This window comes from Pseudomonas sp. TUM25319 (assembly GCF_056388475.1).
The window spans coordinates 6,427,121-6,445,000 of record NZ_CM150751.1 but is presented as its reverse complement, the minus strand read 5'-3'; the positions used below and the strand labels follow the sequence as shown (position 1 = coordinate 6,445,000).

Here is a 17,880-nt window from a genome sequence, read left to right as displayed (position 1 = left end):
GACGGCGGTGTTTGGCACCTCGATGTCGGCTCATCACATCCTGGGGCTGAAGCCGGTCCCAAGGGTATGGCTGTTCGCCATTTAAAGTGGTACGCGAGCTGGGTTTAGAACGTCGTGAGACAGTTCGGTCCCTATCTGCCGTGGACGTTTGAGATTTGAGAGGGGCTGCTCCTAGTACGAGAGGACCGGAGTGGACGAACCTCTGGTGTTCCGGTTGTCACGCCAGTGGCATTGCCGGGTAGCTATGTTCGGAAGAGATAACCGCTGAAAGCATCTAAGCGGGAAACTTGCCTCAAGATGAGATCTCACTGGAGCCTTGAGCTCCCTGAAGGGCCGTCGAAGACTACGACGTTGATAGGTTGGGTGTGTAAGCGCTGTGAGGCGTTGAGCTAACCAATACTAATTGCCCGTGAGGCTTGACCATATAACACCCAAGCAATCTGCGCGGAAGCCGGATTGTGGTGGTGAAGACGAATGAACCGAAGATTCGTGAACCCACAAAGATCACATACCCGATTTGCCGAAGCGTCGAAAGACGAGTTGGCACACAGAATTTCTTGACGACCATAGAGCATTGGAACCACCTGATCCCATCCCGAACTCAGTAGTGAAACGATGCATCGCCGATGGTAGTGTGGAGCTTCTCCATGTGAGAGTAGGTCATCGTCAAGATTAAATTCCGAAACCCCTATCTGCGTACGCAGGTAGGGGTTTTGTCTTTGTGGTCTTGAAACACCACGTCCAATATCTCCTGCGCGCTGCTGTCTCTGAAACTGCCGTTGGTGATTCTCTGATTTCTATGCAAGCTCTTTGGGCATGGCTATCATGCCTGCCTCATTGTGTATCGAGATTGCCATGCTGAAGCTGTTAACACTCCTCAAGGATGGTCGTTTTCATTCTGGTGAGGCCTTGGGTGCCGCGCTGGGAGTGAGTCGCAGCGCTGTCTGGAAACAGTTGCAATCCCTTGAGTCGGAACTGGGCCTGGCCGTGTACAAGGTCCGTGGTCGTGGTTATCGCTTGGCTGCACCGTTGTTGTTGCTGGATGCCGGAGAAATTTCGCGCAGATCTGCCCAGGCATATTGGCCTGTGCAGGTTTACGGCGAGATCGACTCCACGAATGCCGAGGCGCTACGTCTGGTTGCCGAAGGGCGTCCAGCACCTTTTCTCGTGCTTGCCGAGCGGCAGAGTGCGGGGCGCGGGCGCCGTGGTCGAGCCTGGTCTAGTCCCTTTGCCCAGAATCTTTATTACAGCCTGGTTTTACGGGTCGACGGCGGTATGCGTCAGCTTGAAGGCTTGAGCCTGGTTGTCGGCTTGGCGGTAAGGCGGGCGCTCCAGGAGATGGGGGTGCGCGCTGGGCTCAAGTGGCCTAACGACGTTTTAGTCGAGAATCGCAAGATTGCCGGGATTCTTCTGGAGCTGGTAGGGGATCCTGCGGACGTTTGTCACGTTGTCCTGGGCGTTGGCATCAACGTGAATATGCAGCACGCCGAAATAGACCAGGCGTGGACCTCCCTTTGTCTCGAGCTTGGGCGCGAAATAAACCGTAATGCGCTCGCTGCGTCACTTGGTGATAGCCTGCAGGACTATCTTGCAAGGCACCGTGCCGAGGGCTTTGGCGCTTTGCAGGCTGAATGGGAATCCGCGCATCTTTGGCAGGGGCGAGCTGTATCGCTGGTTGCGGGCTCCAGCAGTATCAATGGTGTAGTGCTTGGCATTGATCACCAGGGCGCTTTGCGGCTCAGTGTTGATGGTATTGAGAAGAGCTTCAGCGGTGGTGAGCTCAGTTTGAGGTTGCGAGATGATTCTTGAGCTCGATTGCGGGAACAGTTTTATCAAATGGCGAGTCATTCGTGACGCAGGCGCCGCGGTTTTGGCGGGCGGGGTCGTCGACTCGACCCCGGCGCTTCTGGAGGCAGTAGTGGCGACCGGCCTTCTGCCTGATCGAGCTCGATTGGTGAGCGTTCGTAGCGAGGAGGAGACAGCGTTACTGGTTGATGCACTCTCCGCGAGATTCGCGATCGATGCCGAAAAGGCGGTTCCCGCCCAGGAGCTGGCTGGGGTTCGCAATGGCTATGACGAGTATGCTCGCTTGGGGCTGGACCGTTGGCTGGCCGTGGTCGGTGGATACCACATCGCGAAGAAGGCGTGCGTCGTGATTGATCTGGGGACTGCGGTCACCTCTGATTTCGTCACGGCGACAGGAGAGCATCTTGGCGGTTTTATCTGTCCTGGTATGCCGTTGATGCGGAATCAGCTCAGAACTCATACCCGTCGGATCCGCTATGACGACGCCTCCGCAGAGCAGGCGCTCGCCAGTCTGAAGCCTGGTTGTTCGACTGTTGAGGCGGTGGAGCGAGGGTGCATGCTGATGTTGCAAGGATTTGTGCTGACGCAGCTTGAGCAGGCAAGGCGGCTATGGGGGGAGGAGTTCGCGTTTTTCATCACCGGTGGTGATGCCTCCCTGGTGCAGCCAGTAGTGCCGGCGGCTCGCGTGATCCCTGACTTGGTTTTCGTCGGGCTGGCCATCGCTTGCCCCCTGGATTGAGGTGCCTATGCGCTGGTTGTTTCTGTTGCTGCTGGTCCTGAACATTTTTTACTACGTCTGGCATCAGCAAGAGGCGCCATTGAGGGTGAAAGAGGTTCAGTCGCTCTCTCTCTACAAGGGGAGTCAGCAAGGCATTCAGTTGCTGAGCGAAGCTTCACAGGGTAAGGGTGAGAACGAGTGCCTTTATCTGGGTGGGTTAGCGACGCCGGAGCTTTTGGAGGCGCTGCGTCAGCGCCTGATCAGTCTGGATGTTTCGTCGAGGAAGGTGGTTGGCAAAGTGGTGGATAACCCGGGTTGGTGGCTGCAAATCAGGCCTGAAAGCCGGCATTTGCTAGACCAAACCCTCCTGGCTTCTCTTTCCAATGATTTCAATGACTTAAAAAGTAAAATAATGCGGTGCGAGGGTATTGCAACCGTCGAATAGTTTGCATAGAATGGCGCCCGCTTCACAGGGATAACCACTAAGTGGCTGAACTGCGAAGTAGCTGTCAAATAGCTAAGCTCAAGATTTTAAAGAGAAAAAGCTTGACAGTAGATAGGCAAAGAGACAAAATGCCGACCACGCTTAGGAGGGGTTCCCGAGCGGCCAAAGGGATCAGACTGTAAATCTGACGTCTACGACTTCGAAGGTTCGAATCCTTCCCCCTCCACCAGTTTAGCGAGAGCTGCAAGCTCCGCGGGTATAGTTTAGTGGTAGAACCTCAGCCTTCCAAGCTGATGATGCGGGTTCGATTCCCGCTACCCGCTCCAGGTTTGCTGTTTTTGCAAGGTGTTTCGCTCTTGTAGCTCAGTTGGTAGAGCACACCCTTGGTAAGGGTGAGGTCAGCGGTTCAAATCCGCTCAAGAGCTCCATATAACAAGGCAGATATGAAAATATCTGCCTTTGTTTTAATGGTTGGTGTCGCAGCTTAATTCTTCTGTTGAGGATGGTATCGATGGCTAAGGAAAAGTTTGAGCGTAACAAGCCGCATGTCAACGTTGGTACCATTGGTCACGTTGACCACGGTAAAACCACTCTGACTGCAGCTCTGACTCGCGTCTGCTCCGAAGTTTTCGGTTCGGCTCGTGTTGACTTCGACAAGATCGACTCGGCTCCAGAAGAGAAGGCTCGTGGTATCACCATCAACACCGCTCACGTAGAGTACGACTCGAACGTCCGTCACTACGCGCACGTTGACTGCCCAGGCCACGCCGACTACGTCAAGAACATGATCACCGGTGCTGCCCAGATGGACGGCGCGATCCTGGTTTGCTCGGCCGCCGATGGTCCGATGCCGCAAACCCGTGAGCACATCCTGCTGTCCCGTCAGGTAGGCGTACCGTACATCGTTGTCTTCCTGAACAAGGCTGACATGGTTGACGACGCAGAGCTGCTGGAGCTCGTCGAGATGGAAGTTCGCGACCTGCTGAGCACCTACGACTTCCCAGGTGACGACACTCCGATCATCGTTGGTTCGGCTCTGATGGCCCTGAACGGCGAAGACGACAACGAGCTGGGTACTTCGGCTGTGAAGAAGCTGGTTGAAACTCTGGACAGCTACATCCCAGAGCCAGAGCGTGCTATCGACAAGCCGTTCCTGATGCCGATCGAAGACGTGTTCTCGATCTCTGGCCGCGGTACCGTAGTTACCGGTCGTGTTGAGCGTGGCATCGTCCGCATCCAGGAAGAAGTCGAGATCGTTGGTCTGCGTGACACCACCAAGACCACCTGCACCGGCGTTGAAATGTTCCGCAAGCTGCTGGACGAAGGTCGTGCTGGCGAGAACTGCGGCGTTCTGCTGCGTGGCACCAAGCGTGACGACGTTGAGCGTGGTCAGGTTCTGGCCAAGCCAGGTTCGGTCAAGCCGCACACCAAGTTCACCGCAGAAGTTTACGTTCTGAGCAAGGAAGAAGGCGGTCGTCACACTCCGTTCTTCAAAGGCTACCGTCCACAGTTCTACTTCCGTACTACTGACGTGACTGGTAACTGCGAACTGCCGGAAGGCGTAGAAATGGTAATGCCAGGCGATAACATTCAGATGACTGTTACCCTGATCAAGACCATCGCGATGGAAGATGGTCTGCGCTTCGCTATCCGTGAGGGCGGTCGTACCGTCGGCGCCGGCGTCGTAGCCAAAATCATCGAATAAGTAGTTGATTTAACTCTATCAGGCCGGTATAGTGGCCGGCCTGATTAAGCTTTTAGGTCAGTAGCTCAATTGGCAGAGCGACGGTCTCCAAAACCGTAGGTTGGGGGTTCGATTCCCTCCTGACCTGCCAGATTCACCTCGTGTGTCTGGCTTTCTTTTCACAGGATCCCTCCGTATGACTTCCAAGTCCGAAGCCCAAGAATCTCGTTTTGATTTGCTCAAGTGGCTTGCTGTTGTTGCTTTGGTGGTCGTTGGTGTTGTTGGTAATCAATATTACTCCGCCTCTCCGATCCTGTATCGCGTAATCGCCTTGCTCGTCCTGGCTGCTGTCGCTGCTTTTGTTGCGTTGCAGACAGTGAAGGGGAAGTCGTTTTTTGCGCTCGCTAAGGAAGCTCGCACCGAGATTCGTAAGGTCGTATGGCCAACCCGCCAGGAGACTACCCAAACCACGCTGATCGTTGTGGCTGTGGTGCTGGTCATGGCGCTGCTGTTGTGGGGGCTCGACTCTCTGCTCGGCTGGTTGATTTCCTTGATTGTCGGCTAAGGGTGTCCTGTGGCTAAGCGTTGGTACGTTGTGCATGCCTACTCGGGTTACGAGAAGCATGTGATGCGCTCTCTCATAGAGCGCGTAAAGCTGGCAGGTATGGAAGACGGCTTCGGCGAGATTCTGGTTCCCACTGAGGAAGTGGTTGAGATGCGCAACGGCCAGAAGCGCAAAAGCGAGCGTAAGTTCTTCCCTGGTTACGTGCTGGTTCAGATGGAAATGAACGAAGGGACTTGGCACTTGGTCAAGGACACCCCTCGTGTCATGGGCTTCATCGGTGGCACGGCTGACAAGCCTGCTCCTATCACTGATAAAGAAGCTGAAGCAATTCTGCGGCGCGTTGCTGATGGTAGCGACAAACCGAAACCGAAGACTCTGTTTGAGCCAGGTGAAGTGGTTCGGGTCATCGATGGTCCGTTTGCTGATTTCAATGGCACGGTCGAAGAGGTTAACTACGAGAAGAGCCGCCTGCAGGTTGCGGTGCTCATTTTCGGTCGCTCTACTCCGGTAGAGCTTGAGTTCAGTCAGGTCGAAAAGGTCTAGCTGAGCGATGCATCCCACACCCCGCAGCCGCGAGCTGCGGGGTTTTTTCGTCACTGGGATAAAACGTAAGTAACCCGGGGAGCCTTTTGGCGCTCGTACCCGATATTGGAGTAGCTCATGGCTAAGAAGATTCAGGCTTACATCAAGCTGCAAGTTAAGGCCGGCCAGGCCAACCCAAGTCCGCCCGTTGGTCCAGCACTGGGTCAGCACGGCGTGAACATCATGGAGTTCTGCAAGGCCTTCAACGCCCGTACTCAGGGTCAAGAGCCAGGTCTGCCGACGCCTGTGATCATCACTGTTTACAGTGACCGCAGCTTCACTTTCGAAACCAAAAGCACCCCTGCTTCGGTTCTGCTGAAAAAGGCCGCTGGCCTGACCAGCGGTTCCGCGCGTCCGAACACCGTTAAAGTCGGTACTGTGACCCGTGCTCAGCTGGAAGAGATCGCCAAGACCAAGTCTGCCGATCTGACCGCTGCTGACCTGGATGCAGCCGTGCGTACCATCGCCGGTTCTGCTCGCAGCATGGGCCTCAACGTGGAGGGTGTGTAATGGCTAAGCTGACCAAGCGCCAAAAGGCTATCGCTTCTAAAGTAGAAGCGGGCAAAGTCTACAACTTCGAAGACGCAGCGGCCCTGTTGGCTGAGCTGTCCGCGGTGAAGTTCACCGAGTCCTTCGACGTTGCTGTCAACCTCGGTGTTGACCCGCGTAAATCCGACCAGGTCGTTCGTAGCGCTACTGTGCTGCCACACGGCACTGGCAAGACCGTGCGCGTAGCCGTCTTCACCCAGGGTCCAGCTGCTGAGGCCGCTCTGGCTGCCGGCGCTGACCGTGTAGGTATGGACGATCTGGCTGCCGAAATGAAAGGCGGCGACCTGAACTATGACGTCGTTATCGCTTCCCCGGACGCGATGCGTGTTGTAGGTCAGCTGGGTCAGGTTCTGGGTCCTCGCGGCCTGATGCCTAACCCGAAAGTGGGTACCGTGACTCCAGACGTCGCCACTGCGGTTAAAAACGCCAAGGCTGGTCAGGTTCGTTATCGCACCGACAAAAACGGCATCATCCATACCTCCGTTGGCAAAGTCGGCTTTGAAGCCGTCAAGCTGAAGGAAAACGTTGAAGCCCTGATCGCTGATCTGAAGCGTATCAAGCCAGCTTCCTCGAAAGGTATCTACGTCAAGCGCGTTACCCTGAGCACCACCATGGGCCCAGGTCTGGTCATCGATCAGAGCTCGCTGAACGCTTAAGAGCGAAGGGGTGAGTGATCGCCCCGTCGTTGAAAAATTGGGGTCCCTGCCTGGCGGGGGCTGTCCAAGACCGTAGGCGGCGCAAGCCTTAAACCTCAAGCCTACGCAGATGGTGCTCCCGATTCGTTATCGAATCAGACACCAAAACGACATCTGACCTCGGTCGGATGAAACGGTAGAAACCAGGAGTAAACCCGTGGCAATTAAACTCGAAGACAAGAAGGCCATCGTCGCTGAAGTCAACGAGGCTGCCAAAGTCGCTCTGTCCGCTGTTGTGGCTGATGCCCGTGGCGTGACTGTAGGCGCAATGACCGGACTCCGTAAAGAGGCTCGTGAAGCTGGCGTTTACGTACGTGTCGTACGTAACACCCTGCTCAAGCGCGCTGTTGCAGACACTGAGTTCAGTGTCCTCAACGACGCCTTCACCGGCCCGACCCTGATTGCATTCTCGAACGAGCACCCGGGCGCTGCTGCCCGTCTGTTCAAAGAGTTCGCCAAGGGTCAGGACAAGTTCGAGATCAAGGCAGCTGCGTTTGACGGCAAGTTCATTGCAGCGAACCAGATCGACGTGTTGGCTACCCTGCCGACCCGCGACGAGGCTATCGCGAAGCTGATGAGCGTTATCCAAGGCGCCACCAGCAAGCTGGCTCGCACCCTGGCAGCCATTCGCGACCAGAAAGAAGCTTCCGCAGCCTAAGGCGCGAAAACCTCTTTCCACTCATATGTTTAATTTGATGGCTGCGTAGGCTGTCACCCCAATACAGGATTTAAGTCATGTCTCTGACTAACGAGCAAATCATCGAAGCAATCGGCCAGAAAACCGTTCTGGAAATTGTTGAGCTGATCAAAGCGATGGAAGAAACCTTCGGCGTTACCGCTGCTGTTGCCGCTGCTGGCCCAGCTGCTGCCGCTGCCGTCGTTGAAGAACAAACCGAGTTCAACGTTGTTCTGGCCGAAGCTGGCGAGAAGAAAGTCAACGTGATCAAGGCTGTTCGTGAGCTGACCGGTCTGGGCCTGAAAGAAGCCAAAGAGAAAGTCGATGGCGCTCCTCAGGTTATCGCTGAAGGCGTTTCGAAAGAAGCCGCTGAAGACGCGAAGAAGAAGCTGGAAGAAGCAGGCGCTAAAGTCGAGATCAAGTAATTTCGACCTTGCGACTCCAGCCCGAGCGTTAAGCAAACGGCTGATGGCTGGTGGCTCTTGCCACCGGCCTTTTTCCGTTATTGGCAGTCGATCAGGTCGATGTCGATAACGAGCTGCAACCACCGCAGAGAGGTGGCGCAAACCATGGGGTTTGCACGATTTTCTGGCTGCTCCCGCCGGGAGGAGCCAAACAAGCAGGTGACCAAGCTGGGGAACGCTGATGGCTTACTCATACACTGAGAAAAAACGTATCCGCAAGGACTTTAGCAAGTTGCCGGACGTCATGGATGTGCCTTATCTCCTGGCCATCCAGCTGGATTCGTATCGCGAATTCTTGCAAGCGGGAGCGACCAAGGATCAGTTCCGCGACGTGGGCCTGCATGCGGCCTTCAAGTCGGTTTTCCCGATCATCAGCTACTCCGGCAATGCTGCCCTGGAGTACGTTGGCTATCGTCTGGGCGAGCCGGCATTTGATGTCAAAGAGTGCGTACTGCGTGGCGTGACCTACGCCGTCCCGCTGCGGGTGAAAGTGCGCCTGATCATTTTCGACAAAGAATCGTCGAACAAAGCGATCAAGGACATCAAAGAGCAAGAAGTCTACATGGGTGAAATCCCCCTGATGACTGAAAACGGTACCTTCGTTATCAACGGTACCGAGCGTGTTATCGTTTCCCAGCTGCACCGTTCGCCAGGCGTGTTCTTCGACCACGACCGCGGCAAGACTCACAGCTCCGGCAAACTGCTGTACTCCGCTCGTATCATTCCTTACCGCGGCTCCTGGCTGGACTTCGAGTTCGACCCGAAAGACTGCGTATTCGTCCGTATCGACCGCCGCCGCAAGCTGCCGGCTTCGGTTCTGCTGCGTGCGCTGGGCTACAGCACCGAAGAAGTGCTCGACGCCTTCTACACCACCAACGTATTCCATGTGTCCGGCGAGAAGCTGAGCCTGGAGCTGGTGCCTCAGCGCCTGCGTGGTGAAGTTGCGGTCATGGACATCCAGGACGAGACCGGCAAGGTTATCGTCGAGCAGGGCCGTCGTATTACCGCCCGCCACATCAACCAGATCGAGAAAGCTGGCGTCAAGCAACTGGACGTTCCGCTCGAATACGTACTGGGTCGCACCACTGCCAAGGCGATCGTGCACCCGGCTACCGGCGAAATTCTGGCTGAGTGCAACACCGAGTTGACCACCGAGCTGCTGATCAAGATCGCCAAGGCTCAGGTCGTTCGCATCGAGACGCTGTACACCAACGACATCGACTGCGGTCCGTTCATCTCGGACACCCTGAAGATCGACTCCACCAGCAACCAACTGGAAGCGCTGGTCGAGATCTATCGCATGATGCGTCCAGGCGAGCCGCCAACCAAGGACGCCGCCGAGACCCTGTTCAACAACCTGTTCTTCAGTGCCGAGCGCTACGACCTGTCCGCAGTGGGCCGCATGAAGTTCAACCGCCGTATCGGTCGTACCGAGATCGAAGGTTCGGGTGTGCTGAGCAAGGAAGACATCGTCGAAGTCCTGAAGACTCTCGTCGACATCCGTAACGGCAAAGGCATCGTCGACGACATCGACCACCTGGGTAACCGTCGTGTCCGCTGCGTAGGCGAGATGGCCGAGAACCAGTTCCGCGTGGGCCTCGTCCGCGTCGAGCGTGCGGTCAAAGAACGTCTGTCGATGGCTGAAAGCGAAGGCCTGATGCCTCAGGACCTGATCAACGCCAAGCCAGTGGCTGCTGCGGTCAAGGAGTTCTTCGGTTCCAGCCAGCTTTCGCAGTTCATGGACCAGAACAACCCGCTCTCCGAGATTACTCACAAGCGCCGTGTATCTGCACTCGGCCCGGGTGGTCTGACCCGTGAGCGCGCCGGCTTCGAAGTCCGTGACGTACACCCGACCCATTACGGTCGCGTGTGCCCGATCGAGACCCCTGAAGGTCCGAACATCGGTCTGATCAACTCCCTGGCGGCCTATGCCCGCACCAACCAGTACGGTTTCCTGGAAAGCCCGTATCGCGTGGTGAAAGAGGGTGTTGTCACCGACGATATCGTGTTCCTGTCGGCGATCGAAGAAGCGGATCACGTCATTGCACAGGCTTCGGCCGCAATGAACGAGAAGAAGCAACTGATCGACGAGCTGGTAGCTGTTCGTCACCTGAACGAATTCACCGTCAAGGCACCTGAAGATGTGACCCTGATGGACGTCTCGCCGAAGCAGGTAGTTTCGGTTGCAGCGTCGCTGATTCCGTTCCTCGAGCACGACGACGCCAACCGTGCGTTGATGGGTTCGAACATGCAGCGTCAGGCTGTACCGACCCTGCGCGCCGACAAGCCGCTGGTAGGTACCGGCATGGAGCGCAACGTTGCCCGTGACTCCGGCGTCTGTGTCGTTGCTCGTCGCGGTGGCGTAATCGACTCCGTCGATGCCAGCCGTATCGTTGTTCGCGTTGCCGATGACGAAGTTGAAACCGGTGAAGCCGGTGTCGACATCTACAACCTGACCAAATACACCCGCTCGAACCAGAACACCTGCATCAACCAGCGTCCGCTGGTGAACAAGGGTGATGTGGTCCAGCGTGGCGATATCATGGCCGACGGTCCGTCCACCGACATGGGTGAACTGGCTCTGGGTCAGAACATGCGTATCGCGTTCATGGCGTGGAACGGCTTCAACTTCGAAGACTCCATCTGCCTGTCCGAGCGTGTGGTTCAGGAAGACCGTTTCACCACGATCCACATCCAGGAACTGACCTGTGTGGCTCGTGACACCAAGCTTGGCCCAGAAGAAATCACCGCGGACATCCCGAACGTGGGTGAGGCAGCGCTGAACAAGCTGGACGAGGCTGGTATCGTCTACGTGGGTGCCGAAGTTGGCGCCGGCGACATCCTGGTCGGCAAGGTCACGCCAAAAGGCGAGACCCAACTGACTCCGGAAGAGAAACTGCTGCGTGCGATCTTCGGTGAGAAGGCCAGCGACGTTAAGGACACCTCCCTGCGTGTGCCAACCGGCACCAAGGGTACTGTCATCGACGTACAGGTCTTCACCCGTGATGGCGTCGAGCGCGACAGCCGTGCGCTGTCCATCGAGAAGATGCAGCTGGACGAAATCCGCAAGGATCTGAACGAAGAGTTCCGCATCGTTGAAGGCGCAACCTTCGAGCGTCTGCGTTCTGCCCTGAACGGCCAGGTAGTCGATGGTGGTGCGGGCCTGAAGAAAGGCACCGTGATCACCAACGAAGTGCTGGACGGTCTGGAGCACGGCCAGTGGTTCAAACTGCGTATGGCCGAAGACGCGCTGAACGAACAGCTCGAGAAGGCTCAGGCCTACATCGTTGATCGTCGCCGTCTGCTGGACGACAAGTTCGAAGACAAGAAGCGCAAGCTGCAGCAAGGTGATGACCTGGCGCCAGGCGTTCTGAAGATCGTCAAGGTTTACCTGGCAATCCGCCGTCGCATCCAGCCGGGTGACAAGATGGCCGGTCGTCACGGTAACAAAGGTGTGGTCTCGGTGATCATGCCGGTCGAAGACATGCCGCACGATGCCAACGGTACTCCGGTCGACGTGGTTCTCAACCCGTTGGGCGTACCTTCGCGTATGAACGTCGGTCAGATCCTTGAAACCCACCTGGGCCTGGCGGCCAAGGGGTTGGGCGAGAAGATCAACCGCATGCTCGAAGAGCAGCGCAAGGCCGCGGAACTGCGTGGCTTCCTGACCGAGATCTACAACGAGATCGGTGGCCGTCAGGAGAACCTGGAAGAATTCACCGACCAGGAAATCCTTGAGCTGGCCGGCAACCTGAAGAAGGGCGTGCCTATGGCAACTCCAGTCTTCGACGGTGCCAAGGAGCGTGAAATCAAGGCCATGCTGAAACTGGCAGACATGCCGGAAAGCGGCCAGATGGTGCTGTTCGACGGTCGTACCGGTAACAAGTTCGAGCGTCCAGTGACCGTAGGTTACATGTACATGCTCAAGCTGAACCACTTGGTGGACGACAAGATGCACGCGCGTTCCACTGGTTCTTACAGCCTGGTTACCCAGCAGCCGCTGGGTGGTAAGGCGCAGTTCGGTGGTCAGCGTTTCGGGGAGATGGAAGTGTGGGCGCTGGAAGCATACGGCGCGGCATACACTCTGCAAGAAATGCTCACAGTGAAGTCGGACGATGTGAACGGTCGGACCAAGATGTACAAAAACATCGTGGACGGCGATCACCGTATGGAGCCGGGCATGCCCGAGTCCTTCAACGTGTTGATCAAAGAGATCCGTTCGCTCGGTATCGATATCGATCTGGAAACCGAATAACACGTGACGCGAATCGGGAGCGGCGCTGAAAAGCCCGCTCCCTGCTCCGCCAGGAGGAAAGGCCTTGAAAGACCTACTGAATTTGCTGAAAAACCAGGGTCAAGTCGAAGAGTTCGACGCCATCCGTATTGGACTGGCCTCGCCTGAGATGATCCGTTCGTGGTCGTTCGGTGAAGTAAAAAAGCCGGAAACCATCAACTACCGTACGTTCAAGCCTGAGCGTGACGGTCTGTTCTGCGCCAAGATCTTTGGCCCAGTCAAAGACTACGAGTGCCTGTGCGGCAAGTACAAGCGCCTGAAGCACCGTGGCGTCATCTGCGAGAAGTGCGGCGTCGAAGTCGCGCTGGCCAAGGTCCGTCGTGAGCGCATGGCTCACATCGAACTGGCTTCGCCTGTTGCCCACATCTGGTTCCTGAAGTCCCTGCCGTCCCGTATTGGCCTGCTGATGGACATGACCCTGCGCGATATCGAGCGCGTGCTCTACTTCGAGAGCTACGTTGTCATCGACCCGGGCATGACCACGCTGGAAAAGGGTCAGCTGCTGAACGACGAGCAGTATTTCGAAGCGCTGGAAGAGTTCGGTGACGACTTCGACGCCCGCATGGGTGCAGAAGCTGTCCGCGAACTGCTGCACGCTATCGACCTGGAGCACGAGATCGGTCGCCTGCGTGAAGAAATTCCGCAGACCAACTCGGAAACCAAGATCAAGAAGCTGTCCAAGCGTCTGAAGCTGATGGAAGCGTTCCAGGGCTCGGGCAACCTGCCTGAGTGGATGGTCCTGACCGTTCTGCCGGTTCTGCCGCCAGATCTGCGTCCTCTGGTTCCGCTGGATGGCGGTCGCTTCGCGACGTCCGACCTGAACGACCTGTATCGTCGGGTGATCAACCGTAACAACCGTCTGAAGCGCCTGCTCGACCTGTCCGCTCCGGACATTATCGTGCGCAACGAAAAGCGTATGCTGCAGGAGGCGGTCGACGCCCTGCTGGACAACGGTCGTCGCGGTCGCGCCATCACCGGTTCCAACAAGCGTCCTCTGAAATCCCTGGCTGACATGATCAAGGGTAAACAAGGTCGTTTCCGTCAGAACCTGCTCGGTAAGCGTGTTGACTACTCCGGCCGTTCGGTAATTACCGTAGGTCCGACCCTGCGCCTGCACCAGTGCGGTCTTCCGAAGAAGATGGCCCTGGAACTGTTCAAGCCGTTCATTTTCGGCAAGCTGGAGATGCGTGGTCTGGCGACCACCATCAAGGCAGCCAAGAAGATGGTCGAGCGCGAGCTGCCAGAGGTTTGGGACGTTCTCGCCGAAGTGATTCGCGAACACCCCGTGCTGCTCAACCGTGCACCGACCCTTCACCGTCTGGGTATCCAGGCCTTTGAACCGGTACTGATCGAAGGTAAGGCTATTCAGCTGCACCCATTGGTCTGTGCTGCGTACAACGCCGACTTCGACGGTGACCAAATGGCCGTGCACGTGCCGCTGACGCTGGAAGCCCAGCTGGAAGCGCGCGCGCTGATGATGTCGACCAACAACATCCTGTCGCCTGCCAACGGTGAGCCAATCATCGTTCCGTCGCAGGACGTGGTACTGGGTCTGTACTACATGACCCGTGAAGCCATCAACGCCAAGGGCGAAGGTCGCGTGTTCGCGGACCTGCAGGAGGTCGACCGCGTATTCCGCGCCGGCGAAGCTGCGCTGCACGCCAAGATCAAGGTTCGTATCAACGAAACCGTGAAGGATCGTGATGGTGGCGTCACCAAGAACACCCGTATCGTCGACACCACTGTCGGCCGTGCGCTGCTGTTCCAGGTGGTTCCGGCCGGCCTGTCGTACGACGTGGTCAACCAGCCGATGAAGAAAAAGGCGATCTCCAAGCTGATCAACCAGTGCTACCGCGTGGTTGGTCTGAAAGAGACCGTGATCTTCGCTGACCAGCTGATGTACACCGGTTTTGCCTACTCGACCATTTCCGGCGTCTCGATCGGTGTGAACGACTTCGTCATTCCGGACGAGAAGGCCCGCATCATCGGTACCGCTACCGATGAAGTGAAGGAGATCGAGAGCCAGTACGCCTCCGGCCTGGTTACCCAGGGCGAGAAGTACAACAAGGTCATCGACTTGTGGTCGAAGGCGAACGACGAAGTATCCAAGGCAATGATGGCCAACCTCTCGAAAGAGAAAGTCATCGACCGCCATGGTGACGAAGTCGAGCAAGAGTCCTTCAACTCGATGTACATGATGGCCGACTCCGGCGCCCGGGGTTCCGCGGCCCAGATTCGTCAGTTGGCCGGTATGCGTGGTCTGATGGCCAAGCCGGACGGCTCGATCATCGAGACACCGATCACCGCGAACTTCCGTGAAGGTCTGAGCGTACTCCAGTACTTCATCTCGACTCACGGTGCTCGTAAGGGTCTGGCGGATACCGCGTTGAAAACCGCGAACTCCGGTTACCTCACCCGTCGTCTGGTGGACGTTGCCCAGGATCTGGTCGTTACCGAGATCGATTGCGGCACCGAGCAGGGTCTGCTGATGACGCCGCACATCGAAGGCGGCGACGTGGTCGAGCCTCTGGGTGAGCGTGTCCTGGGTCGAGTCATCGCTCGCGACGTGTTCAAGCCTGGTACTGACGACGTGATCGTCCCGGCCGGTACTCTGGTAGACGAGAAGTGGGTCGAGTTCATCGAGCTGAACAGCATCGACGAAGTGATCGTGCGTTCGCCTATCAGCTGTGAAACCCGCTATGGCATTTGCGCCAAGTGCTACGGTCGTGATCTCGCCCGCGGTCATCAGGTGAACATTGGTGAAGCGGTTGGTGTTATCGCTGCCCAGTCCATCGGTGAACCGGGTACCCAGCTGACCATGCGTACGTTCCACATCGGTGGTGCTGCAAGCCGGACCTCGGCTGCCGACAGCGTCCAGGTGAAGAACGGCGGTATGGTCCGTCTGCACAACCTGAAGCAGGTCGAGCGCGCCGATGGCAACCTGGTAGCCGTATCGCGTTCCGGTGAGCTGGCCATTGCCGACGAATTCGGCCGTGAGCGTGAGCGTTACAAGCTGCCTTACGGTGCGGTGATTTCGGTCAAGGAAGGTGAGAAGGTCGACGCTGGCGCTATCGTTGCCAAGTGGGACCCGCACACCCACCCGATCGTTACCGAAATGAAAGGTACCGTGACCTTCGTGGGCATGGAAGAAGGCATCACCATCAAGCGTCAGACTGACGAACTGACCGGTCTGACCAACATCGAGGTTCTCGATGTCAAGGATCGTCCGGCTGCAGGCAAGGAAATTCGTCCTGCAATCAAGATGGTTGACGCCAATGGCAAGGACTTGCTGCTGCCAGGTACCGACGTACCGGCTCAGTACTTCCTGCCGGCCAACGCACTGGTTGGTGTGGCTGACGGTGCACAGATCGGTGTGGGTGACGTTATCGCGCGTATTCCGCAAGAAACGTCCAAGACCCGTGACATCACCGGTGGTCTGCCGCGTGTTGCCGACCTCTTCGAGGCTCGTCGTCCGAAAGAGGCGTCGATTCTGGCCGAAGTCAGCGGCACCATTGCATTCGGCAAAGAGACCAAGGGCAAGCGTCGCCTGGTCATCACTCCGAACGACGGCACCGATCCGTACGAAGAGCTGATTCCGAAGTGGCGTCACCTGAACGTCTTCGAAGGCGAGCAAGTGAACCGCGGCGAGGTCATCTCCGACGGTCCTAGCGATCCGCACGACATCCTGCGTCTGCTGGGTGTGAGCGCGCTCGCCAAGTACATCGTCAACGAGATTCAGGACGTATACCGTCTGCAGGGCGTGAAGATCAACGACAAGCACATCGAGACCATCCTGCGTCAGATGCTGCGTAAAGTTGAGATCACCGAGTCCGGCGACTCCAGCTTCATCAAGGGCGACCAGATGGAGTTGACCCAGGTGCTGGTGGAAAACGAGCGTCTGGCCGGCGAAGACAAGTTCGTGTCGAAGTTCTCGCGCGTGCTGCTGGGTATCACCAAGGCCTCGCTGTCCACCGAATCGTTCATCTCGGCGGCCTCCTTCCAGGAGACCACTCGCGTTCTGACCGAGGCGGCGGTAACCGGCAAGCGCGACTACCTGCGCGGTCTGAAGGAAAACGTGGTCGTGGGTCGTCTGATCCCGGCCGGTACTGGTCTGGCATACCACAGCGAGCGCAAGCGTCGCCGTGATGCAGACAAGCCGCTGCGTGTGAGTGCCAGTGAGGTGGAAGCCGCACTGACCGAAGCGCTGAACTCCAGCGGTAACTGAAAGCAGGGCAGGGCCCCGGCAGGCTTTTACCAGCCATCGACGACATAAATTGTTGCCGATGGCTGGTGAGGGCGAGCCGGGGCCTCGTCTTGACTGAGTACAAGATCCTCTTTAGACTCTTGTACCCCTAAATTTGGTAGGGCTCCGTCCTGCCAATTTTTGCTTTTCTTGCAAGACAATAGCGTCGCAAGACAACAGTGGAGCTAGTAGATGGCAACTATCAACCAGCTGGTACGTCAGCCGCGTAAGCGTATCGTCGAGAAATCCGACGTTCCTGCGCTGCAGAACTGCCCGCAACGTCGTGGCGTGTGCACCCGCGTGTACACCACTACGCCGAAAAAACCTAACTCGGCACTGCGTAAAGTATGCCGTGTGCGTCTGACCAACGGTTTCGAGGTTTCCTCGTACATCGGTGGTGAAGGCCACAACCTGCAAGAGCACAGCGTCGTACTGATTCGCGGCGGCCGTGTAAAAGACTTGCCAGGTGTTCGTTACCACACCGTTCGCGGCTCTCTGGATACCTCCGGCGTCAAAGGCCGTAACCAGGGTCGTTCGAAGTACGGTACCAAGCGTCCGAAGTAATCGGTCGTTTGCAGCAGTTCATTCATTTTATTGAGTCGATAAGAGTAAGGTCGGGCGAAAACTCTTCGAGTTGGGTGTCCCGGGCTAACCTGAAGACCGTTTGAGGGCTTATCAATGCCAAGACGTCGTGTAGCAGCCAAGCGTGAGATCCTGGACGATCCGAAATACGGAAGCCAGATCCTCGCCAAGTTCATGAACCACGTGATGGAAAGCGGCAAGAAAGCAGTAGCCGAGCGTATCGTTTACGGTGCTCTGGATACTGTTAAAGCACGCAAGAACAGCGATCCCCTGGAGATCTTCGAGAAAGCTCTCGACGCCATCGCTCCGCTGGTCGAAGTCAAGTCCCGCCGTGTCGGCGGTGCTACCTACCAGGTTCCTGTTGAAGTTCGTCCATCCCGTCGTAACGCGCTGGCAATGCGCTGGCTGGTAGACTTCGCCCGCAAGCGCGGCGAGAAGTCCATGGCGCTGCGCCTGGCTGGCGAGCTGCTGGATGCCGCTGAAGGCAAAGGTGCTGCAGTCAAGAAGCGTGAAGACGTGCACCGTATGGCCGAGGCCAACAAGGCTTTCTCGCACTATCGCTTCTAATTCAGGCATC

The 17,880-nt window shown here is 57.1% G+C and carries 14 protein-coding genes, 4 tRNA genes and 2 rRNA genes (1 of these 20 running past the window's edge); all 20 read left to right on the top strand.

What is annotated here, in order from left to right; genetic code table 11:
- A 23S ribosomal RNA gene (locus tag AC05QJ_RS29275) occupies nt 1-424 on the top strand (it extends 2,466 nt beyond the left edge of the window).
- Between the two features lie 132 nt (nt 425-556).
- A 5S ribosomal RNA gene (rrf, locus tag AC05QJ_RS29270) occupies nt 557-672 on the top strand.
- Nucleotides 673-855: 183 nt separating this feature from the next.
- Nucleotides 856-1,809: a bifunctional biotin--[acetyl-CoA-carboxylase] ligase/biotin operon repressor BirA gene (gene birA, locus AC05QJ_RS29265; protein ID WP_476744652.1), complete on the top strand. Its 954-nt coding sequence runs from the start codon at nt 856-858 to the stop codon at nt 1,807-1,809.
- Nucleotides 1,799-2,545, top strand: coding sequence for a pantothenate kinase (locus tag AC05QJ_RS29260; protein ID WP_476744651.1), 747 nt, complete (start codon nt 1,799-1,801; stop codon nt 2,543-2,545). The genes birA and AC05QJ_RS29260 overlap by 11 nt, the downstream gene beginning before the upstream one ends.
- A 7-nt stretch (nt 2,546-2,552) precedes the next feature.
- Nucleotides 2,553-2,969 (top strand): hypothetical protein, encoded by a 417-nt coding sequence (locus tag AC05QJ_RS29255; protein ID WP_476744650.1) that lies wholly within the window; start codon nt 2,553-2,555, stop codon nt 2,967-2,969.
- A gap of 144 nt (nt 2,970-3,113) precedes the next feature.
- Nucleotides 3,114-3,198 (top strand) — tRNA-Tyr (locus AC05QJ_RS29250).
- A 23-nt stretch (nt 3,199-3,221) separates the two neighbouring features.
- A tRNA-Gly gene (locus AC05QJ_RS29245) sits at nt 3,222-3,295 on the top strand.
- 26 nt (nt 3,296-3,321) lie between these two features.
- A tRNA-Thr gene (locus AC05QJ_RS29240) sits at nt 3,322-3,397 on the top strand.
- 83 nt (nt 3,398-3,480) lie between these two features.
- Entirely contained in the window at nt 3,481-4,674 is a 1,194-nt protein-coding gene (gene tuf, locus AC05QJ_RS29235) for an elongation factor Tu (RefSeq protein WP_476744641.1), read from the top strand.
- A gap of 54 nt (nt 4,675-4,728) precedes the next feature.
- A tRNA-Trp gene (locus tag AC05QJ_RS29230) sits at nt 4,729-4,804 on the top strand.
- 45 nt (nt 4,805-4,849) lie between these two features.
- On the top strand, nt 4,850-5,218 hold the full coding sequence (gene secE, locus AC05QJ_RS29225) for a preprotein translocase subunit SecE (RefSeq protein WP_476744649.1): 369 nt from the start codon (nt 4,850-4,852) through the stop codon (nt 5,216-5,218).
- 9 nt (nt 5,219-5,227) lie between these two features.
- Complete coding sequence (gene nusG / locus AC05QJ_RS29220; protein WP_476744648.1) at nt 5,228-5,761, top strand: transcription termination/antitermination protein NusG; 534 nt, start codon at nt 5,228-5,230, stop codon at nt 5,759-5,761.
- A 117-nt stretch (nt 5,762-5,878) separates the two neighbouring features.
- Nucleotides 5,879-6,310, top strand: a complete 432-nt coding sequence (rplK, locus tag AC05QJ_RS29215) for a 50S ribosomal protein L11 (protein ID WP_009397375.1) — start codon at nt 5,879-5,881, stop codon at nt 6,308-6,310.
- Nucleotides 6,310-7,005 (top strand): 50S ribosomal protein L1, encoded by a 696-nt coding sequence (rplA, locus tag AC05QJ_RS29210; protein WP_476744647.1) that lies wholly within the window; start codon nt 6,310-6,312, stop codon nt 7,003-7,005. The genes rplK and rplA overlap by 1 nt, the downstream gene beginning before the upstream one ends.
- Nucleotides 7,006-7,201: 196 nt before the next feature.
- The gene (gene rplJ / locus AC05QJ_RS29205; protein ID WP_476744646.1) at nt 7,202-7,702 is read left to right on the top strand and encodes a 50S ribosomal protein L10; all 501 of its coding nucleotides are present in this window, start codon (nt 7,202-7,204) and stop codon (nt 7,700-7,702) included.
- 77 nt (nt 7,703-7,779) lie between these two features.
- Nucleotides 7,780-8,145 carry a 50S ribosomal protein L7/L12 gene (gene rplL, locus AC05QJ_RS29200; RefSeq protein WP_476744645.1) on the top strand — a complete coding sequence of 122 codons (366 nt, stop codon included), beginning with the start codon at nt 7,780-7,782 and terminating at the stop codon, nt 8,143-8,145.
- 220 nt (nt 8,146-8,365) lie between these two features.
- Nucleotides 8,366-12,439: a DNA-directed RNA polymerase subunit beta gene (rpoB, locus tag AC05QJ_RS29195; RefSeq protein ID WP_476744644.1), complete on the top strand. Its 4,074-nt coding sequence runs from the start codon at nt 8,366-8,368 to the stop codon at nt 12,437-12,439.
- Between the two features lie 64 nt (nt 12,440-12,503).
- Nucleotides 12,504-16,703, top strand: coding sequence for a DNA-directed RNA polymerase subunit beta' (gene rpoC / locus AC05QJ_RS29190; protein ID WP_476744643.1), 4,200 nt, complete (start codon nt 12,504-12,506; stop codon nt 16,701-16,703).
- Between the two features lie 210 nt (nt 16,704-16,913).
- Nucleotides 16,914-17,285: a 30S ribosomal protein S12 gene (gene rpsL, locus AC05QJ_RS29185; protein WP_003186084.1), complete on the top strand. Its 372-nt coding sequence runs from the start codon at nt 16,914-16,916 to the stop codon at nt 17,283-17,285.
- A 114-nt stretch (nt 17,286-17,399) separates the two neighbouring features.
- Nucleotides 17,400-17,870, top strand: coding sequence for a 30S ribosomal protein S7 (gene rpsG / locus AC05QJ_RS29180; protein ID WP_009397350.1), 471 nt, complete (start codon nt 17,400-17,402; stop codon nt 17,868-17,870).
- Nucleotides 17,871-17,880: the final 10 nt, after the last annotated feature.

What these genes read in the sequence shown, in the direction of transcription:
- birA (WP_476744652.1), top strand. Translation starts at nt 856, where the DNA reads ATGCTGAAGCTGTTAACACTCCTCAAGGATGGTCGTTTTCATTCTGGT.
- AC05QJ_RS29260 (WP_476744651.1), top strand. Translation starts at nt 1,799, where the DNA reads ATGATTCTTGAGCTCGATTGCGGGAACAGTTTTATCAAATGGCGAGTC.
- AC05QJ_RS29255 (WP_476744650.1), top strand. Translation starts at nt 2,553, where the DNA reads ATGCGCTGGTTGTTTCTGTTGCTGCTGGTCCTGAACATTTTTTACTAC.
- tuf (WP_476744641.1), top strand. Translation starts at nt 3,481, where the DNA reads ATGGCTAAGGAAAAGTTTGAGCGTAACAAGCCGCATGTCAACGTTGGT.
- secE (WP_476744649.1), top strand. Translation starts at nt 4,850, where the DNA reads ATGACTTCCAAGTCCGAAGCCCAAGAATCTCGTTTTGATTTGCTCAAG.
- rplK (WP_009397375.1), top strand. Translation starts at nt 5,879, where the DNA reads ATGGCTAAGAAGATTCAGGCTTACATCAAGCTGCAAGTTAAGGCCGGC.
- rplA (WP_476744647.1), top strand. Translation starts at nt 6,310, where the DNA reads ATGGCTAAGCTGACCAAGCGCCAAAAGGCTATCGCTTCTAAAGTAGAA.
- rplL (WP_476744645.1), top strand. Translation starts at nt 7,780, where the DNA reads ATGTCTCTGACTAACGAGCAAATCATCGAAGCAATCGGCCAGAAAACC.
- rpoB (WP_476744644.1), top strand. Translation starts at nt 8,366, where the DNA reads ATGGCTTACTCATACACTGAGAAAAAACGTATCCGCAAGGACTTTAGC.
- rpsL (WP_003186084.1), top strand. Translation starts at nt 16,914, where the DNA reads ATGGCAACTATCAACCAGCTGGTACGTCAGCCGCGTAAGCGTATCGTC.
- rpsG (WP_009397350.1), top strand. Translation starts at nt 17,400, where the DNA reads ATGCCAAGACGTCGTGTAGCAGCCAAGCGTGAGATCCTGGACGATCCG.